We start from the raw sequence: 14,932 nt of genomic DNA, 5'->3' as shown, positions 1-14,932 counted from the left end.
CCAGATGAGCGGCCTGCGGCACTTCCTGCTCGCGCTGCAGTTCTTCACCCGCGTGCCGGTCACGGGCCGGCTCGCAGCCTGGGTCGGCTACAGCCCGCAGATGCTGCGCGCGAGCGCGGCGCACCTGCCGGGCATCGGGTGGCTGGCCGGCGGCGTGGCGGCGCTGGTGTTCGTGGGCGTGGCGATGGGACTGCCGGGCCTGGCGGGCGCGTTCGCGGCGGCGGTGCTGAGCACGGTCGCGACCGTGATGCTGACCGGCGCCTTCCACGAGGACGGCCTGGCCGACGTGGCCGATGGCCTGGGCGGCTCGGCCGATCGAGCGCGCGCGCTCGAGATCATGAAGGACTCGCGCATCGGTGCCTTCGGCGCGATCGCGCTGGTGCTGGCGCTGGGCCTCAAGTGCGCGCTGATCGCGGTGCTGGCCGGCGGCGGGTTGCACGCGGTGGCCGCGGCCATCGTCGGCGCGCATGTGCTGTCGCGGCTCGCGCCGCTCGCTTTGATCCGCTGGCTGCCCTATGTGGGCGACAGCGGCGCGAGCAAGGCCAAGCCGCTGGCCGATGCGATCAGCGGCGGCGCGCTCGCGATCGGCGTGCTGTGGACGCTGCCCGCGCTGGCGTTGCTGGCGCTGTCGCACGGCGCGGCCCATGCGCTGGCGGCGCTGCTCGCGGCGGCGTTGGCGGCGCTGTGGATGGCGCGGCTCTTTAGCCGTCGGCTGCAGGGCTTCACGGGCGATGGCCTCGGCGCCACGCAGCAGGTCTGCGAGATCGCGATCTACCTCGCGCTGGCGTGGCGGGCATGAGCATGCGCAGGCTCTGGCTGCTACGGCATGCGCCGGTGATCGCCGAGGCGGGGCTGTGCTACGGCGCGAGCGACCTCGAGGCCGAGGCCGAGGCCACGCGCGAGGCGGCAGAGCGCATCGCGCGGGAACTGCCGCCGGGGCTCGCCGTGCTGTCGTCCCCGCTGCGGCGCTGCGCCACGCTCGCTGGCGCGATCGCCGCGCTGCGGCCCGATCTCGCGGTGAGGCATGACGCGCGCATCGCCGAGATGGACTTCGGCGCCTGGGAAGGGCAGTCCTGGTCGGCCATCGCGCGCGCCGAGCTCGATGCCTGGACCGCCGACTTCGCCGACACCCGAGCCGGCGCGCATGGCGAAAGCGTGCGCGCCTTCATGGCGCGCGTGGCCGGCGCCTACGACGAATGGCAGGCCGGGCAGGGCGATGCGCTGTGGGTCGCGCATGCGGGCGTGCTGCGCGCTGTGTCGCTGCTGCACGCCGGCACGCGCTGTCCGCGCGATGCCACCGAGTGGCCGTCGACGCCGCTGCCCTTCGGCGGCTGGCAGGTGGTCGAGCTTCGGCCGGCCTGAGGCAGGCTCAGCGCTTGGGTGCCGGCGTCTTCGGCTTGTAGTCGCAGTACTTCGACACCGCGCAGTCCCAGCAGCGCGGCGTGCGCGCCACGCAGACATAGCGCCCGTGCAGGATCAGCCAGTGGTGCGCGTGCAGCCGGTATTCGAGCGGCACGCGTTTCTCGAGCTTGAGCTCGACCTCCAACGGGTTCTTGCCCGGCGCCAGCCCTGTGCGGTTGCCGACGCGGAAGATGTGGGTGTCGACCGCGATCGTGGCTTCGCCGAAAGCCACGTTGAGCACCACGTTGGCGGTCTTGCGGCCCACGCCGGGCAGCGCCTCGAGCTCGGCGCGCGTGCGCGGCACCTCGCCGCCGTGCTGCTCGACCAGCATGCGGCAGGCCTCGATCAGGTGCTTGGCCTTGCTGCGGTACAGGCCGATGGTCTTGATGTAGCCCTCCAGGCCTTCGACGCCGAGGTCGAGGATCGCCTGCGGCGTGTTGGCCACGGGGAACAGCTTGCGCGTCGCCTTGTTCACGCCCACGTCGGTGGCCTGCGCCGACAGGAGCACGGCGGCCAGCAGCTCGAAGGGCGTGCCGTATTCGAGTTCGGTCTCGGGCGTGGGGTTGGCGGCCTGCAGGACGGCGAAGAAGGGCGCGATGTTTTCTTTTTTCATGGGGCGGGACAAAGGCAGGCGCAATATATCGCTGAAACGGGAATGACCTACGCAACTTAATTTCCCGCGGCTTTCGCCACAATGGCGGCCAGAAAGTGAGACTGACCATGCAATTCGCCTCCCGCCTCGACAACGTCGAAACTTCCGCCATCCGCGAACTCTTCAAGCTGCTGGGCAAGCCCGGCATCATCAGCTTCGCGGGCGGCTTCCCCGACAGCGCGATGTTCGACGTCGAGGGCCTCAAGGAGGCGAGCCAGAAAGTGCTGGCCGAGGAGGCCGGCGGCGCGCTGCAGTACGGTGCCACCGAAGGCTACGAGCCGCTGCGCGCGCAGCTCAGCGCCTTCATGAAGACCAAGGGCGTCGAGGTCGATCCCAGCGGCCTGATCGTCACCACCGGCAGCCAGCAGGCGCTCGATCTGCTGGGCAAGACCATGATCTCGCCCGGCGACAAGGTGATCGTCGAGGGCCCGACCTTCCTGGCCACCATCCAGTGCTTCCGCCTCTACGGCGCCCAGCTCATCAGCGCGCCGATCGACGCCAACGGCGTGAAGACCGACGAGCTCGAGAAGCTGATCGCCGAGCACAAGCCCAAGTTCGTCTACCTGATTCCCACCTTCGGCAACCCCAGCGGCGCGATGCTGAGCCTGGAGCGCCGCAAGAAGGTGCTCGAGCTGGCCGTCAAGTACCAGACGCTGATCGTCGAGGACGATCCCTATGGCGACCTCTACTTCGGCGAGGCGCCGCCGCCCTCGATCCTGGCGCTGAGCAAGGACGTGCCCGGCAGCCGCGAGCTGCTCGCGCACTGCGGCAGCCTCAGCAAGGTGCTGAGCCCGGGCCTGCGCATCGGCTGGATGATCGCGCCGGCCGAACTGCTGGCCAAGGCCACCATGTGCAAGCAGTTCAGCGACGCCCACACCAGCACCTTCTCGCAGGCCACCGCAGCCCAGTACCTCAAGAGCGGCCGCATGCCGGCCACGCTGGCGCATGTGCGCGAGGTCTACGGCCAGCGCGCCAAGGCCATGGGCCAGGCGCTGCAGCGCGAGCTCGGCGACGCGGTGAGCTTCACCCAGCCCAATGGCGGCCTGTTCTTCTGGGCCCGCCTCACGGGCGCCAATGGCAAGCTGGCCAACGCCAACGAACTGGCCAAGCGCGCGATCGAGAAGCTCGTGGCCTTCGTGCCCGGCGCGCCGTTCTATGCCGAGAACCCCGACGTCGCTACCCTGCGTCTGAGCTTCGCGACCGCCGACGTGGCGAAGATCGAAGAGGGCGTCAAGCGCCTCGGCCAGGCGCTGTAAGGCCGGCTGTCAGGGCGAGCGGTGCAGCCGGGGCGCCGCGAGCAGCGCCAGGTTGTCCGCGATGGCCGCATCCACGTTCGGATAGCGGCCTTTCATCTTCGAGAGCGTCATGATGGTCTGCAGCGCCTTCAGGTCCTTGACCGAGGGCGCGACCTTGATCTGCGCGATGGCCGCGGTGGGATTGCCACCGTTGATCAATGCCATCACCTTGCTTGCCCAGTCGTTCGCGCGCGCCATGTCTTTCACCTGCTTTCCGTTGAGCCGCCGACTGTACACAGTGGCGCGGCGGGGCATTGGTTACCATCACCCATGAGAAAAACCTTCCAGCTTCAGGTCGAGGGCAAGCACCCCGACCGCCTCCTCGAAGCCATCAAGCACGAAATCCGCAAGTACATCAAGCGCGAGCGCGGCCATGCACTGCCAGCCGGCGCCGATTTCTGGGACTTCGATTGCCGCTTCGGCACCGCCGCCGACAACGCCGAGACCATCCACCTGTCGGCCATCACCGCCAGCATCGACCACGTGGTGGCCGAGGGCGGCAAGCAGTTCTACCTCGAGATCCTCGCGCGGCCCGCGACGCGCAAGCCGCGGCCCGCGGGCGAGGCCGCCCCGTCCGACGAGGACGGCGACGACGAAGACAACTGATCAGGCCAGCGCCTGCGCCAGCCGCAGGCCGTGCCGCTGCTCCACTTCCTGGAGCGAACGCGCGATCGACGGGTGCAGCCGCACCCCGTCCCTCGATTGCGCCTCCCGACGCTTCAACCCGCCTTCGCCCGGCAGCCGCACCGGCTTCGCCGGGTCGATGGGCGCATTGCCGCGGCAGCGTTCGGCGACCTCGTCCATTTGCCGCAGGAAGGCCGCCTTGCCGCCGAAGGCACGCAGGTCGTGCAGCGTGACGTGCACGGTCGCGCCCCAGCCCTCGGGCGGGTCGGCGCGGCCATGGCCGGCGAGGCCGCCGGTCAGCGCCTCCACCAGCAGCGCCATGCCGTAGCCCTTGTGGCCATGGCTCAGGCCGCCCACCGGCAGCAGGGTGCCGGGCGGGCTGTCGAACAGCACCTGCGGATCGTTCGAGGGCCGGCCCTGCGCGTCGATCAGCCACTGCTCGGCGAAGGTCTCGCCGGCCGCGCGCTTGCGGTTGCTCATGCCGTTGGTGGTGATCGAGGCCGAGATGTCGACCATCACGCCGCCCTGCGAGAGCCCGAAGCCCAGCGCCAGCGGGTTGGGCGTGAACACGGCCTGCGTGCCGCCGAAGGGCGCGACGCTCGCGGTGTTGGGGTCGGAGCAGGCCAGCAGCATCAGCATGTCCTCCTGCAGCGCGCGCAGCATGTAGACCGCGAGGCAGGCGATGTGGTGGCTGCGGCGGATCACCAGCGAGGCGGTGCCGAGTTCTCGGGCGCGCGGGACCAGCAGGTCGAGGCCCTGTTCCATGAGCCAGGGCCCGGGCAGGCGCCGGCCGTCCCACAGCACGGCGGCGGGGCGGTCCGACAGCACCTCGGGCGCACCCTCGCGTGCCATGTCGCCCGCCTCGAGCTCCTTCGCATAGCCCGCGAGCAGCGCGAGGCCGTGGGTGTCGTGGCCCAGCAGATCGCCCTCGACCAGCGTGCGCGCCACGCTCGCGGCCATCGGCGCGGCGAGGCCGCACTTCTGCAGCAGGGCATCGGCATAGGCGACCAGCGCCGGCGCGTTGTAGAGGGGGGCTTCGGACGAGGGGACGGCTTGGTTCATGCCGCCATTCTGGGTCACTCGGGCTTGATGTTGGCGATGGCCGCGATCTTGCGGAAGCGCGCGATCTCCTCGAGGTGGAAGCGCTGCATCTTCTCGGGCGGGTAGGGCATGAGCTCGGCGCCCGACTTGCGCACGAAGGCGCGCGCGTCCTCGGTGGCCAGCGTCTTCTGCAGCGCCTCGGCGAGTTTGGCGGTGACATCGTCGGGCGTCTGCGAGCGCACGTAGAACGACACCCAGCTGTACTGCACGTACTCGTTGAAGCCCTTCTCGCGGATCGTCGGCACGTTGGGCAGGTCGGGGTTGCGCGCCTCGCCCGAGACCGCGAGCGGGCGCAGCTTGCCGCCCTTGATCAGCGGCATCGCGCCGCCGAGGTCGACCAGCGCGAAGTCGAGCTGGTTGCCGATCACGTCGGTCATGATCGGCGCCTGTCCCTTGTAGGGCACGTTGGTGAAGTCGCCGCCGGCCACGTTGGCGAGCCAGGCCGCCGCGAGCTGGTAGCCCGCGGAGTAGGTGCCGACGGTGAGCGACTTGCTCCTGCTGGCGGCCAGCAGCGCCTCGATGCTCGCGAACGGCGAGTCGTTCGAGACCACCACCACGTTCATGCCGCGCGTCAGGCCCGACACCGGCTTGTAGTCCTTCACCGAGTCGTAGCCCAGGTCCTTGATGGTCAGCGGGTTCACGGCCATCGGCGAGTTGCTCGCCAGCAGCAGCATGTAGCCGTCGGCCGGCGCGCTCTTCACCTGCTGCAGCGCGATGATGCCGTTGGCGCCTGGCTTGTTCTCGACCACCACCGCCTGGCCGAGCTGCGCGGCCAGCTGGTCGCCGAAGTAGCGCGCCGAATTGTCCGAGCCGCTGCCGGGCGTGAACGGCACCACGATCTTGATCGGCCGCGTCGGGAAGGCCGTGCCCTGCGCGAAGGCCGGTCCCGCCACCGCCGCGCCCGCCGTACCCACCAATGCCAGCAACAGCCGGCGCCTGCTTGTCTCCATCTTTTTTGCTCCTGAGTTCGTGACTGAACCGGTCGTTCGCCGACCTGCCCGGGCTTCGGGCTGGCCAAATAATAATACATATGTGCTTTTAAAAAATATGTATCTGTTATATCGTTGAAAAAGAACAGCCAGACAGGAGTCCCATGAGCACAGCAGCGAATCCGCCCGACCTCTCGATCCACCGCGCCGGCCACACGGCCACGGTGGAGATGTGCCGGCCCCCTCACAACTTCTTCGACCTCGCGCTGATCTCGGCGCTGGCCGAGGCCTTCGAATCGCTGCAGGCCGACCCGGCATGCCGCGCCATCGTGCTGGCGGCGCAAGGGCGCTCCTTCTGCGCGGGCGCCGATTTCTCGTCGCCCACGCCCGCGGCCGGCGAGCGGCGCGATCCGGGCGAGCTCTACCGGCAGGCGATCCGGCTGTTCGCGGTGACCAAGCCGGTGATCGCGGCGGTGCAGGGCCCGGCCGTGGGCGGCGGGCTCGGGCTCGCGCTGGTGGCCGATTTCCGCGTCGCCTGTGCCGAAGCGCGTTTCAGCGCCAACTTCGCGCGCCTGGGCTTCCACCCGGGCTTCGCGCTGAGCCACACGCTGCCGCGCCTGGTCGGCGCGCAGCAGGCCGCGCTGCTGCTCTACACCGGACGCCGCATCGACGGCGCCGAGGCGCTGCGCATCGGCCTGGTCGACGAGCTGGCGCCGCAGGACCAGATGCGCGAGCGCGCCCAGGCATTGGCCGAGGAGATCGCGATCTCGGCGCCGATCGCGGTCGAGTCGACGCGCGCGAGCCTGCGCGCCGGGCTGGTCGAGGCGGTGCGCGCCGCGGTCGAGCGCGAGGCCGGCGAGCAGCGCCAACACTTCCAGACCCAGGACTTCCGCGAGGGCGTGGCCGCGATGGCGCAGCGCCGCGATCCCGTCTTCGGACGCCATTGAGCCGCGCCGGAGCACGCCATGATCGATTTCGCACTCGATGAAGAACTCGCGCTGGTGGCCGAGACGGCCCAGCGTTTTTCCGACCAACAGCTGCTGCCCTCGCAGCGCGCCTTCGAGGCGCAACGCGCGTTGCCCGAGGCGATGCGGCGCGAGGCGGCCCAGATCGGCTTCGACCGCATCGACTGGCCCGAGTCCGCGGGCGGTGCCGGCCTCGGCGCGCTCGCGCGCGTGCTGGTGACCGAGCGGCTCGCGGCCGGCTGCCCCGGCGCGGCGCTGGCGCTGCAGCCGATCGGCGCGGTCGCGCAGGCGCTGCGGGCCTTCGGCGGCGAGGCGGCGCTGCAGCGCCATCTGCAGCCGCTTCTGGCGCGGCCCGATGCGCGCGCGGCGCTGGTGTTCGATGCGCGCGGCCAGTGGACGAGCGACGGCGATGCGCTGAGCGGCCAGGCGGCCTGGCTGCCGACCGACCGCGTCGACCTGCTCGCGGTGCTGAGCCGCGACGGGCTGCGCCTGGTCACGCAGGGCATCGTGCTCACCGAAGTGCCCGGTGCCGGCCTGCGTGCCGCGGGCGCGAGCGAGCTGCGCGTGGACCGCGCGCCGGTCGAGGCCGCGTGGACCGACCCCGCGGCCGCCGCGCTCGCGCTGGCCCATGCGCGCGTGCAGCTCGCGGCGCTGCTGGTCGGCCAGATGCATGCGGCGGCCGACTACTCGCGCCGCTACGCGCTCGAGCGTGTCGCCTTCGGCAAGCCGATCGCGCACCACCAGGCGCTGGCCTTCCTGATCGTCGACATGCACAGCGCGGTGGATGCCGCGCGCCAACTGCTGCACGAGGCCGCCTGGCGGCTCGATGCCGGCCGGCCCGCGCGCGAGGCCGCGGCCACGGCGCTGATCGAGGCGACCGAGAACGCGGTCTTCATCGGCGCCAACGCGGTGCAGATCCTCGGCGCCGCGGGCTTCATGCGCGACTACCCGGTGGAGAAGCAGCTTCGCGAGCTGCGCGCGCTGGGCCTGCTGCTCGGCGGCGCCGATGCCGCGCGCGACGACGCGCTGCCGGCTTCGTTCGCCGCGCCGATCGACTTTCTTGCCACCACCGACATAACGACCCAGGGAGCCTGAGATGGATTTTTCGATCAGCGCGGACGACCAGGCCCGCCTGCAGACCCTGCGCCGCCTCGGGCGCGACGAGATGCGGCCCGCGGGCTGGCGCGCCGACCGCGCGGGCGCGCCGCTGCCGGTGGACGACCCCTTCTTCGTGCGCATGCTGGCCGAGGGCTTCGGCCGCACGCGCTGGCGCGCGGCCGGCGCGGCGCCCGACGGCACGGATGCGCCCGCGCCCAACAAGGCAGGCTCGGCCGTGGCCCAGGTGCTGCTGGCCGAGGAGGGCGCCTACTGGGACCGCGGCATCGGCGTCGCGCTGCCGGGCCCGGGCCTGGGCGAACCGCCGATCCTCTCGATGGGCACGCCCGAGCAGAAGCAGCGCTTTCTCTCGCCCTTCGTGAATCCGCAGCGCCCGATCTGGGGTGCCTTCGCGATGACCGAGCCCTCGGGCGGTTCCGACGTGGCCAACATCAAGACCCGCGCGCGGCGCGACGGCGAGCACTGGGTGCTCGACGGCGCGAAGTCCTTCTCGGGCAACTCGGGCCGCGCCGAATGGACCGTGGTGTTCGCCACCATCGATCCGGCGCTGGGCCGCGCGGGCCACCGCGCCTTCGTGGTCGAGCGCGGCACGCCGGGCTTCGGCGACTTCCGCATCGAGAAGAAGATGGGCCTGAAAGCCTACGAGTCGACCTCCTTCTTCCTCTCGGGCTGCCGCGTGCCGGCGGCCAACCTGCTCGGCGGCGAGGCCTACTACGAGCAGCGCTCGGGCGGCTTCAAGGGTGCGATGAACACCTTCAACGCGGGCCGTCCGGCCATCGCCGGCATGGCGGTGGGCATCGGCCGCGCCGCGCTCGACGAGGCCGCGGCTTTCATGCAGGCCCAGGGCCTGGCCTCCGACCTGCGGCTGCGCGACCGGCTCGAGCGCTCGCGCCGCAAGCTCAAGGCCGCGCTGCTGATGGCGCTGCGCGCGGCCTGGCTGGCCGACCGGCGCCAGCCCAACATGCTCGAGGCCTCGGCCTCGAAGGCGCTCGCGCCGCCGGCCGCCTTCGAGGCCACGAGCTTCGCGATGGAGGTGCTGGGCCTGGCGGGCGGCCGTGGCGACCACCTGATCGAGAAGCTGTTTCGCGACGTGAAGGCGCTCGACATCGTCGAGGGCACCGGCCAGATCCAGCGCGTGGTGATGGCGCGGCATCTCGTGGGCCTGCCCAACTGAATCCCTCTTCTTTCTTCTCTATGACCGATACAACTTCCAACGCGCCCTCGGGCCCCCTCAAGGGCATCCGCGTGCTCGACCTCACGGCCGTGGTGCTCGGCCCGCTGGCCACCCAGATGCTGGCCGACTACGGCGCCGACGTGATCAAGGTCGAGCCGCCCGAGGGCGACATGATGCGCGCCAACGGCATCTCGCAGCACCCGGGCATGAGCTCGATCTTCCTGGCCGTGAACCGCAACAAGCGCTCGCTCTCGGTCGACCTCAAGTCGCCCGAGGGCGTGGCCGCGCTGCGCGCGCTGATCCCGCAGGTGGACGTGGTGGTGCACAACATGCGCGTGGCCGCGGTCGAGCGCCTCGGGCTCGGCTACGAGGCGGTGGCGAAGCTCAATCCCAAGGTGGTGTATTGCGCCGCCACCGGTTTCGGCCAGGACGGCCCGCACCGCGACAAGCCGGCCTTCGACGACATCATCCAGGCCGCCTGCGGCCTGGTGGGCGTGGGCTCGGCGGGGCGCGAGCAGCCCGACTACACGCCCAGCCTGATCGCCGACAAGACCACCGGCCTCGCGGTCTGCAACGCGGTGCTGGCCGCGCTGCTGCACCGCGAGCGCAGCGGGCAGGGTCAGTACGTCGAGGTGCCGATGCTCGAGACCATGGCGGCCTTCGTGCTGGCCGAGCACATGGGCGGCATGACCTTTCAGGGCTCGGCGGTGAAGGCCGGCTATCCGCGGCTGCTCGAGGGCGGGCGCAAGCCAGCGCGCACGCGCGACGGCTGGATCAGCATGCTGCCCTACACCGAGCGCCACTGGCAGGCCTTCTTCGTCGAGGTCGGCCAGCCCGAGCTGGCCGAGCGCTACAGCATCGCCAACCGGCAGGAGCGCAACGCGCAGGTGCGCGCGCTCTACGGCCACCTGCGCGAGCTGTCGCCGCTGAAGACCACGGCCGAGTGGATGGCGCTGTGCGAGAAGCTCGACATCCCGGCCACGCCGATCTATGCGCTCGACGACCTGCCCGCGCATCCGCACCTGAAGGCGGTGGGCCTGTTCGAGGACGCGCAGCATCCGACCGAAGGGCCGATCCGCCAGCTGCGGCCCACGGCGCGCTTCTCGGCCACGCCGACCCGCGTGTACCGCCAGGCGCCCACGGTGGGGCAGCACACCAGCGAGATCCTGCGCGAGGCCGGCCTCGGCGAGGAGGCCATCGCGCGGCTCAAGGCCAGCCGCGCCGTGGCCGGCGAGTGAGGGGCGGGGCATGAACTTCGAACTCGACGACGAGCACCGCATGCTCAAGGACCTGGTCGCGCGCTTCGTGCGCGACGAGCTGCTGCCGCTGGAGCCGGCGGTGCTCAAGCGCGAAGCCGAGGGCGGGCAGCTGATGCTGAGGCCCGAGGAACACGAGCGACTCGATGCGCTCTCGCGCGAGCTCGGCCTCTGGGGGCTCGATGCGCCGGCCGAACTCGGCGGCTCCGACCTGCCGGTGACGGCGATGGTGGGCGTCAACGAGGAGCTCGGCAAGACCATCGTGCCCTACGACCTGCCGCCCGATTCGCCGAACCTGCGCATGCTGCTGAAGACGGCCGACGCGGCGCAGACCGAGCGCTACCTCGCGCCCTATGCGCGCGGCGAGACGGTCTCGGCGATCGCCATCTCCGAGCCCGGCGCGGGCGCCGACCCGTCGGCGATGGGCACGCGCGCCGAGCGCGACGCGCAAGGCAACTGGGTGCTCAACGGCCGCAAGATCTGGATCAGCCGCGCCGCGCGCGCCGACTGGACCATCGTGATGGCCGTGACCGACAAGGCGCTCGGCTCGCGCGGCGGCATCTCGGCCTTCATCGTCGACAAGGACACGCCGGGCTTCATCGTCGAGCGCCGCATCCCGATGCTCGGCGGCGTGTCGACCTACGAGGTGGTGCTGCAGGACTGCCGTGTCGGCGCCGGCCAGTTGCTGGGCCAGGAAGGGCAGGGCTTCGCGCCGATGCAGGCGCGGTTGTCGAGCCGGCGCGTGCAGATGGCGGCCTGGTGCATCGGCCGCGCCCAGCGCGCGCTCGACATGGTCTGCGAGTACGCGCCGATGCGAAAGACCTTCGGCGCGCTGCTGTCCGACCGCCAGAGCGTGCAGTGGGGCGTGGCCGATGCCGCCACGCGCATCCACGCCTGCCGCCTCATGACCTACGAGGCCGCCGCGCGCATCGACCGCGGCGAGGAGGCGCGCTCGCAGGTCTCGATGATCAAGGTCTACGCCACCGAGATGGCCTGGGACGTGATCGACATGGCGATGCAGGTCTTCGGCGCCATGGGCATGACCAAGGAAATGCCGCTGCAGCAGATGGCCAACGAAACCCGGCTGATGCGCATCTACGAAGGACCCAGCGAGGTGCACCGCTGGGTGGTGGCGCGCGAGCTCTTGGGCTCGCGGCGCTGAGAACGAAGAAACCAGGAGACGAACCATGAGTCATTTCTCTCGCGACCGCCGCCGGCTGCTGCTCGGCACCGGCGCGGCGCTGGCCGGTGCCGCGAGCTTGCCCGGCCGCGCGCGGGCGCAGGCCTTTCCCTCGCACGCCATGCGCTTCATCGTGCCATTCCCGCCCGGCAGCGGCACCGACATCACGGCACGCCTGTTCGCCAAGAGCATCGGCGACCTCTCGGGCCAGGCGGTGACGGTGGAGAACAAGCCCGGCGGCAACGGTTTCATCGGCGTGCAGACGGCGCTGAATCCGCCGCACGACGGCCACACGGTGTTCATCGGCAGCAACTCGACGCTGACCACCAACGCCGCCACCTTCCGCAAGCTGCCCTACGACCCGATCGCCGACTTCGCGCCGATCACGCTGCTGTCGCGCGGCGCCTGCCTGGTCATCGTGCCGGCCGCCTCGGCCCACCGTTCGCTGGCCGACCTCGTGGCCGATGCGCGCAAGCGGCCGGGCAAGCTCAACTACGCGAGCGGCTCCATGTCGTACACGCTCTACTCCGAGTGGTTCAACGAAATGGCGAAGATCAAGACCGCCGGCATCAACTACAAGGGCGCGGGCGAGGCCGTCAACGCGGTGCTCACGGGCGAGGTCGATTTCGCGGTGGTCGACGCCACCGGCGCCAACGAGCTCGCGCGCTCGGGCCGGGTGCGGCCGCTGGCCTTCACCGCGCCCAAGCGCTCGATCGTGCTGCCCGAGGTGCCCACCGTCGGCGAGGCCGGCTACCCCGACTACCTCGCGTTCAACTGGGTCGCGGCCGCAGTGAGTTCGAAGGCGCCGCCGGCCGCGCTCGAGCAGCTCGGCGCGCTGTTCGCCAAGGCCGCGCAGACGCCCGAGATCCAGGCCTACTACCGCAAGCAGGGCACCGAACTGATCATGTCCTCGGCGCCCGAACTGCGCCGCTACCAGGCCGAGGAGATCGAGCGCTGGAAGCGGCTGATGGGCATCACCGGCATCGAGTTGCAGTAGCATCGCGCGCGGTCCGGCCCGGGCGGTCGAGCGCGCAACATGCCGGCTGGGACCGCGGAGAACATGAAGTGGAGCAATCGGTCATCAAGACGGCGGGGCGGGTGTTTCAGGTGCTCGAGTACCTGCGGGAGGTGCGGCGGCCGGTGACGGTGCGCGAGATCTCCGAGCGGCTCGGCTACCCGCTGTCGAGCGCGCAGGTGCTGCTCAAGAGCGTCGCCACGCTGGGCTACCTGCGCTACGACTCCTCGCTGCGCGCCTACCTCGCCACGCCGCGCCTGGCCTCGATCGGCGACTGGGTGATGGACTCGATGTTCCAGGGCGGGCAGCTGCTCACCGTGCTCGGCGACATCGCGCGCGAGACCGGCTTCACCGCCATCCTCGCGGTCGAGAACGACATCTACGCGCAATACGTGCACGTGATCTTCGGCAGCCGCGCGATCCAGTTCAACGTGCAGCCCGGCACGCGCCGGCTGCTGTGCATGTCGGGCACCGGCTGGGCGCTGCTCGCGGCCAGCAGCGACGACCACGTGGCGCGCACCATCCATCGCAGCAATGCGCGCCTCAAGCCCGGCGGGCAGGACGTCGATGCCGACTACGTGAAGGCGCGCGTGCAGGAGACGCGCGAGCGCGGCTATGCGTTCTCGCGCGGCGTGGTCACCGAGGGCATCGGCATCATCGCGCTGGGCTCGGCCTCGAGCGCCTCGGGCGCGCGCTTCGCGGTCGGCGTGGGCGGCCTCGTGGAGCAGCTCGAGCGCGCGGCCGACACCGTGGTGCCGTCGATGCGCGAGCGGTTGCTGGGCACCGCGGCCAAGGCACCCGCGGCCGGCAGCCCGGCCTGACCGGTCAGGGCCGGACGACCTCGAGCAGGCGGTCGAGCCCGCCTTCGTTGATCGCCACCATCGCCTGCTCGCGCACCTTGGGCTTGGCGTGGTAGGCCACCGACAGCCCGGCCTCGCCCATCATCGGCAGGTCGTTGGCGCCGTCGCCCACCGCGATGCATTCCTGCGCCGAGATGCCCATCAGCGAGGCCAACTCGAGCAGGGTGCGGCGCTTCTCGGCGCCGTCGCAGATGTCGCCCCAGCTCTGCATCGCGACCTGGCCCGTGAGCTGGCCGTCGGCCTCGTCGAGCAGGTTCGAGCGCGCGAAGTCGATGCCCAGGCGTTCCTTCACGCGGTTGGCAAAGAAGGTGAAGCCGCCCGAGACCAGCAGCACCTTGAGGCCCGCCGCCTTGCAGGCCGCCACCAGTTCGGCCGCGCCGGGGTTGAGCTTCAGCCGCTCGTCGTAGACCTGCTGCAGCGCGCCGACCGGCACGCCTTTCAGCAGCGCGACGCGGCGACGCAGGCTTTCCTTGAAGTCCTTGATCTCGCCGCGCATCGTGGCCTCGGTGATCGCGGCCACCTCGGCCTTCTTGCCGACCGCGTCGGCGATCTCGTCGATGCACTCGATGCTGATCAGCGTCGAGTCCATGTCGAAGGCGATGAGCTTGAAGTCCTGGAGGGCGAGCGGCGGCGTGAAGCGCTGGAGGACGAGGCCGGGGGAGGAGGGGGCAAGGGTCATTCAGTGATACCAGTTCTCGACGCGCAGGCCGGGCACGCGCGAGAACTCGCTGACGTTGCGGCTGACGACGATCAGGTTGTGCGCCATCGCGATGCCCGCGATGAGCAGGTCATAGGGGCCGATCGGCGTACCGACGTGTTGCAGGTGAGCCTTGATCTGTCCGGCCGATTCCGCGCTCGCGCTGTCCAGCGGCAGGACGCGCAGGCGCTGCACCAGCTCGGCGAGCAGCGCACGCTGCGGGCCCGGGTTGGCGGATTTGGCGAAACCGAATTCGAGTTCGAACAGGTTGATGGCGCACAGATTCATGTCCGCATCGCTCGTGCCATTCATGCGCACGCGCACACCGCCCGTGCCGCGAAAGGCGTAGATGAGGGTGTTGGTGTCCAGCAGGTACTTCACAAGGACTCGCGCGGCGTATCGGGGGGGAGGTCCTTGTGCATGTCCTCGGTCAGGGGGAATTCGTCCCAGGCGGCTTTCTGCTTGTCGGCTTCGGCAAAGAAGCTCTGCCAACCGGTCTTCTTGCCGCGCTGCCCTTCACGCGCCACCAGCAGGGCGAACCAGCGGCTCAAGGGCAGGTTCGCCGCCGCCGCTGCCGCGCGCGCTGTTTTCTCGGACTCTTCGTCCAGGTAGATCGTGATTTGGGACATGGCGGATCTCCCGAAAAATTACATCGGCAATTATATAA

Annotated in this window: 18 protein-coding genes; 11 read left to right on the top strand and 7 right to left on the bottom strand. The window is 70.5% G+C overall.

Features of this window, described 5'->3' with window-relative positions; translation table 11 throughout:
* The first annotated feature begins 4 nt into the window (after positions 1-4).
* Together BM109_RS09470 and BM109_RS09465 are read left to right on the top strand one after the other, a co-directional pair.
* Complete coding sequence (locus BM109_RS09470; RefSeq protein ID WP_093342313.1) at positions 5-799, top strand: adenosylcobinamide-GDP ribazoletransferase; 795 nt, start codon at positions 5-7, stop codon at positions 797-799.
* Positions 796-1,362, top strand: a complete 567-nt coding sequence (locus tag BM109_RS09465) for a histidine phosphatase family protein (protein ID WP_371268790.1) — start codon at positions 796-798, stop codon at positions 1,360-1,362. Before BM109_RS09470 ends, BM109_RS09465 begins: the two co-directional genes overlap by 4 nt.
* Before the next feature lie 7 nt (positions 1,363-1,369).
* On the opposite strand, the gene nth is transcribed toward BM109_RS09465, so the two are convergent.
* Complete coding sequence (gene nth, locus BM109_RS09460) at positions 1,370-2,014, bottom strand: endonuclease III (protein WP_093342312.1); 645 nt, start codon at positions 2,012-2,014, stop codon at positions 1,370-1,372.
* 107 nt (positions 2,015-2,121) lie between these two features.
* On the opposite strand from nth, the gene BM109_RS09455 reads away from it, so the two are divergent.
* Positions 2,122-3,309 carry an aminotransferase-like domain-containing protein gene (locus BM109_RS09455; RefSeq protein ID WP_093342311.1) on the top strand — a complete coding sequence of 396 codons (1,188 nt, stop codon included), beginning with the start codon at positions 2,122-2,124 and terminating at the stop codon, positions 3,307-3,309.
* 9 nt (positions 3,310-3,318) lie between these two features.
* Here the strand turns inward: BM109_RS09455 and BM109_RS09450 are convergent, their stop codons facing one another.
* Entirely contained in the window at positions 3,319-3,546 is a 228-nt protein-coding gene (locus tag BM109_RS09450) for a hypothetical protein (RefSeq protein WP_093342309.1), read from the bottom strand.
* Between the two features lie 72 nt (positions 3,547-3,618).
* Here BM109_RS09450 and BM109_RS09445 point away from each other — a divergent pair, with 72 nt between their 5' ends.
* On the top strand, positions 3,619-3,954 hold the full coding sequence (locus BM109_RS09445) for a DUF6172 family protein (protein ID WP_093342308.1): 336 nt from the start codon (positions 3,619-3,621) through the stop codon (positions 3,952-3,954).
* Here BM109_RS09445 and BM109_RS09440 read toward each other — a convergent pair whose 3' ends face one another.
* Together BM109_RS09440 and BM109_RS09435 are read right to left on the bottom strand one after the other, a co-directional pair.
* Positions 3,955-5,034: an Ldh family oxidoreductase gene (locus tag BM109_RS09440; RefSeq protein ID WP_093342492.1), complete on the bottom strand. Its 1,080-nt coding sequence runs from the start codon at positions 5,032-5,034 to the stop codon at positions 3,955-3,957.
* Positions 5,035-5,048: 14 nt separating this feature from the next.
* A complete protein-coding gene (locus BM109_RS09435) occupies positions 5,049-6,023 on the bottom strand; it encodes a Bug family tripartite tricarboxylate transporter substrate binding protein (protein ID WP_093342306.1) in 975 nt (324 codons plus the stop codon).
* Between the two features lie 143 nt (positions 6,024-6,166).
* Here BM109_RS09435 and BM109_RS09430 point away from each other — a divergent pair, with 143 nt between their 5' ends.
* The 7 genes from BM109_RS09430 (at position 6,167) to BM109_RS41175 (ending at position 13,529) form a co-directional block, all read left to right on the top strand.
* On the top strand, positions 6,167-6,949 hold the full coding sequence (locus tag BM109_RS09430) for an enoyl-CoA hydratase/isomerase family protein (RefSeq protein WP_093342305.1): 783 nt from the start codon (positions 6,167-6,169) through the stop codon (positions 6,947-6,949).
* 18 nt (positions 6,950-6,967) lie between these two features.
* Positions 6,968-8,062, top strand: coding sequence for an acyl-CoA dehydrogenase family protein (locus tag BM109_RS09425; protein WP_093342303.1), 1,095 nt, complete (start codon positions 6,968-6,970; stop codon positions 8,060-8,062).
* A 1-nt stretch (position 8,063) separates the two neighbouring features.
* Positions 8,064-9,257 (top strand): acyl-CoA dehydrogenase family protein, encoded by a 1,194-nt coding sequence (locus BM109_RS09420; protein WP_093342302.1) that lies wholly within the window; start codon positions 8,064-8,066, stop codon positions 9,255-9,257.
* A 20-nt stretch (positions 9,258-9,277) separates the two neighbouring features.
* The gene (locus BM109_RS09415; RefSeq protein ID WP_093342300.1) at positions 9,278-10,495 is read left to right on the top strand and encodes a CaiB/BaiF CoA transferase family protein; all 1,218 of its coding nucleotides are present in this window, start codon (positions 9,278-9,280) and stop codon (positions 10,493-10,495) included.
* Between the two features lie 10 nt (positions 10,496-10,505).
* Positions 10,506-11,675, top strand: a complete 1,170-nt coding sequence (locus BM109_RS09410; RefSeq protein WP_093342299.1) for an acyl-CoA dehydrogenase family protein — start codon at positions 10,506-10,508, stop codon at positions 11,673-11,675.
* Between the two features lie 25 nt (positions 11,676-11,700).
* Complete coding sequence (locus tag BM109_RS09405; protein WP_093342297.1) at positions 11,701-12,690, top strand: Bug family tripartite tricarboxylate transporter substrate binding protein; 990 nt, start codon at positions 11,701-11,703, stop codon at positions 12,688-12,690.
* A 68-nt stretch (positions 12,691-12,758) separates the two neighbouring features.
* A complete protein-coding gene (locus BM109_RS41175) occupies positions 12,759-13,529 on the top strand; it encodes an IclR family transcriptional regulator (protein WP_177239289.1) in 771 nt (256 codons plus the stop codon).
* 4 nt (positions 13,530-13,533) lie between these two features.
* Here BM109_RS41175 and serB read toward each other — a convergent pair whose 3' ends face one another.
* From serB to BM109_RS40705, 3 genes are read right to left on the bottom strand one after another with little or no spacing between them, the layout of a single operon-like run.
* The gene (gene serB, locus BM109_RS09395) at positions 13,534-14,247 is read right to left on the bottom strand and encodes a phosphoserine phosphatase SerB (protein WP_093342296.1); all 714 of its coding nucleotides are present in this window, start codon (positions 14,245-14,247) and stop codon (positions 13,534-13,536) included.
* On the bottom strand, positions 14,248-14,646 hold the full coding sequence (locus BM109_RS09390) for a type II toxin-antitoxin system VapC family toxin (protein WP_177239288.1): 399 nt from the start codon (positions 14,644-14,646) through the stop codon (positions 14,248-14,250). It abuts the gene before it with no gap.
* Complete coding sequence (locus BM109_RS40705) at positions 14,643-14,894, bottom strand: CopG family transcriptional regulator (RefSeq protein WP_143129128.1); 252 nt, start codon at positions 14,892-14,894, stop codon at positions 14,643-14,645. Before BM109_RS40705 ends, BM109_RS09390 begins: the two co-directional genes overlap by 4 nt.
* Between the last annotated feature and the right edge of the window lie 38 nt (positions 14,895-14,932).

It is taken from the genome of Variovorax sp. PDC80 (assembly GCF_900115375.1).
Lineage (GTDB): Bacteria > Pseudomonadota > Gammaproteobacteria > Burkholderiales > Burkholderiaceae_C > Variovorax.
The sequence above is the reverse complement of the archived record's forward strand: the minus strand, read 5'-3'. Positions and strand labels throughout refer to the sequence as shown.

Bases quoted from the DNA above. Each gene is read 5' to 3' on its own strand.
- BM109_RS09470 (WP_093342313.1), top strand. From the start codon at position 5: ATGAGCGGCCTGCGGCACTTCCTGCTCGCGCTGCAGTTCTTCACCCGC.
- BM109_RS09465 (WP_371268790.1), top strand. From the start codon at position 796: ATGAGCATGCGCAGGCTCTGGCTGCTACGGCATGCGCCGGTGATCGCC.
- nth (WP_093342312.1), bottom strand. From the start codon at position 2,014: ATGAAAAAAGAAAACATCGCGCCCTTCTTCGCCGTCCTGCAGGCCGCC.
- BM109_RS09455 (WP_093342311.1), top strand. From the start codon at position 2,122: ATGCAATTCGCCTCCCGCCTCGACAACGTCGAAACTTCCGCCATCCGC.
- BM109_RS09450 (WP_093342309.1), bottom strand. From the start codon at position 3,546: ATGGCGCGCGCGAACGACTGGGCAAGCAAGGTGATGGCATTGATCAAC.
- BM109_RS09445 (WP_093342308.1), top strand. From the start codon at position 3,619: ATGAGAAAAACCTTCCAGCTTCAGGTCGAGGGCAAGCACCCCGACCGC.
- BM109_RS09440 (WP_093342492.1), bottom strand. From the start codon at position 5,034: ATGAACCAAGCCGTCCCCTCGTCCGAAGCCCCCCTCTACAACGCGCCG.
- BM109_RS09435 (WP_093342306.1), bottom strand. From the start codon at position 6,023: ATGGAGACAAGCAGGCGCCGGCTGTTGCTGGCATTGGTGGGTACGGCG.
- BM109_RS09430 (WP_093342305.1), top strand. From the start codon at position 6,167: ATGAGCACAGCAGCGAATCCGCCCGACCTCTCGATCCACCGCGCCGGC.
- BM109_RS09425 (WP_093342303.1), top strand. From the start codon at position 6,968: ATGATCGATTTCGCACTCGATGAAGAACTCGCGCTGGTGGCCGAGACG.
- BM109_RS09420 (WP_093342302.1), top strand. From the start codon at position 8,064: ATGGATTTTTCGATCAGCGCGGACGACCAGGCCCGCCTGCAGACCCTG.
- BM109_RS09415 (WP_093342300.1), top strand. From the start codon at position 9,278: ATGACCGATACAACTTCCAACGCGCCCTCGGGCCCCCTCAAGGGCATC.
- BM109_RS09410 (WP_093342299.1), top strand. From the start codon at position 10,506: ATGAACTTCGAACTCGACGACGAGCACCGCATGCTCAAGGACCTGGTC.
- BM109_RS09405 (WP_093342297.1), top strand. From the start codon at position 11,701: ATGAGTCATTTCTCTCGCGACCGCCGCCGGCTGCTGCTCGGCACCGGC.
- serB (WP_093342296.1), bottom strand. From the start codon at position 14,247: ATGACCCTTGCCCCCTCCTCCCCCGGCCTCGTCCTCCAGCGCTTCACG.
- BM109_RS40705 (WP_143129128.1), bottom strand. From the start codon at position 14,894: ATGTCCCAAATCACGATCTACCTGGACGAAGAGTCCGAGAAAACAGCG.